Raw genomic sequence first — 1764 nt, 5'->3', positions numbered from 1 at the left:
GTAGAAGGCGGTCTGGAAATTGGCCTGGGTGTGGTCGCAGCCGAGATAGTGGCTGCCCGGACCGACTTGGCGGATGGCGTCCATCGCCTGGCCGTTTTCCGACAGGTCGACGCCCTCGGAGAATTTCTGCTGCATGCCGAGCTGGTCGATGTCCATCATGAACTTCTCGTAGCAGGACGCCAGCCCACCCTCGAGCCAGCCGGCCGAGTGCAGCACGAAATTCGCGCCGGCAAGAATGGTCGAGTTCAGCGTGTTGGCGCTCTCGTAAGCCGCCTGCGCGTCCGGGATCTTCGCGGCGCAGAGCGAACCGCCGGTGCGGAACGGCAGGCCGAGACGGCGGGCAAGCTGCGCGGCGCCATAGGAGACCAGCGATGGTTCCGGCGTGCCGAAGGTCGGCGCGCCCGACTGCATCGAGATCGACGAGGCGAAAGTGCCGAACAGCACCGGCGCGCCCGGCCGGATCAACTGCGTGAACGATGCGCCGGCCAGCACCTCGGCCAGCACCTGCGTCAGCGTGCCGGCGACCGTCACCGGGCTCATCGCGCCGGCAAGGATGAACGGCGTGACGATGCAGGCCTGGTTGTGGCGCGAATAGACCTTCAACGCGCCGAGCATCGTCTCGTCGAACACCATCGGCGAGTTGGCGTTGATAAGGCTGGTCAGCACCGTGTTGTTCTCGACGAAGTCGTCGCCGAACACAAGCTTGGCCATCGCCACCGTGTCCTCGGCGCGCTCCGGCGCGGTCACCGAGCCCATGAACGGTTTGTCGGAATATTTGATATGGCTGTAGACCATATCGAGATGGCGCTTGTTGACGGGAACGTCGACCGGCTCGCACACCGTGCCGCCCGAATGGTGGATCGACGGCGCCATATAGGCGAGCTTCACGAAATTCCGGAAATCCTCGATAGTCGCATAGCGGCGGTTGCCGTCGAGATCGCGCACGAAGGGCGGGCCATAGACCGGCGCGAACACCGTCGCTTTGCCGCCGATCTGCACCGAGCGTTCGGGGTTGCGCGCATGCTGGGTGTAGACGGACGGCGCTGTCTTGAGCAGCGAACGGCAGAGCCCTTTCGGGAAATGCACGCGCTCGCCCTTGACGTCGGCGCCGGCCTCTTTCCAGAGCTGCAGGGCTTCGGCGTCGTCGCGGAAGATGATGCCGATCTCTTCGAGCACCGTGTCGGTGTTCTTCTCGATCAGCGCCAACCCTTCCTCGTCCAGCACTTCATAGACGTTGATCTTGCGCTTGATGTAGGTGAGCTGGGTGCCCGGACCCCCGCCCGAGCGCGCTGCCCGTCGCGCCGCCGCGCCACTGCCAGCGCCGCGCCCGCGTCTGCCGCTCGACGGCTCCTGCTCGACTGCCGCGTTCTCGCTCATGATCGTTCTTCCCTGATTTTGTTCTGACCTGATGTGGATTGCGGCCGCGTGCGGCTGCTCTCGCCGGATCGTAGCCATGCACCCTATTCGAAACGGCCAGCCAGCGCCAACGCCTGTCGCAAAATCGACAAGAATTCCAATAGATTTGCGGTCGCTTTCCTTTTGCGGGAAGTCGCAAATCAGCTATGGATACGCGGCCCTCGCGGGTTAGGTATTGGCGCATCAATTTTAGGCTGCCGCAGACATTCCGAGCAGCAAGGAGCCCGAGAAAAAAATGTCCGACGACGAGATCATCCTTTCCGAGCTTTCCGACGACGAGCTCGTGCAGCAGATGCACGACGACCTTTATGATGGTCTGAAGGAAGAGATCGAGGAAGGCACGCATAT

Annotated in this window: 1 protein-coding gene and 1 pseudogene; one reads left to right on the top strand and one right to left on the bottom strand. The window is 62.9% G+C overall.

Features of this window, described 5'->3' with window-relative positions; all coding sequences use genetic code 11:
* On the bottom strand, positions 1-1377 hold a 1377-nt coding region (locus EN781_RS31815; RefSeq protein WP_127400694.1), incomplete at its 3' end, for a trimethylamine methyltransferase family protein.
* A gap of 274 nt (positions 1378-1651) precedes the next feature.
* On the opposite strand from EN781_RS31815, the pseudogene EN781_RS35635 reads away from it, so the two are divergent.
* Positions 1652-1764: pseudogene (locus tag EN781_RS35635) on the top strand (cobalamin-binding protein); the annotation flags it as partial.

This window comes from Mesorhizobium sp. M4A.F.Ca.ET.090.04.2.1, assembly GCF_003999085.1.
Taxonomy (GTDB): Bacteria; Pseudomonadota; Alphaproteobacteria; order Rhizobiales; family Rhizobiaceae; genus Mesorhizobium.
The sequence above is the reverse complement of the archived record's forward strand: the minus strand, read 5'-3'. Positions and strand labels throughout refer to the sequence as shown.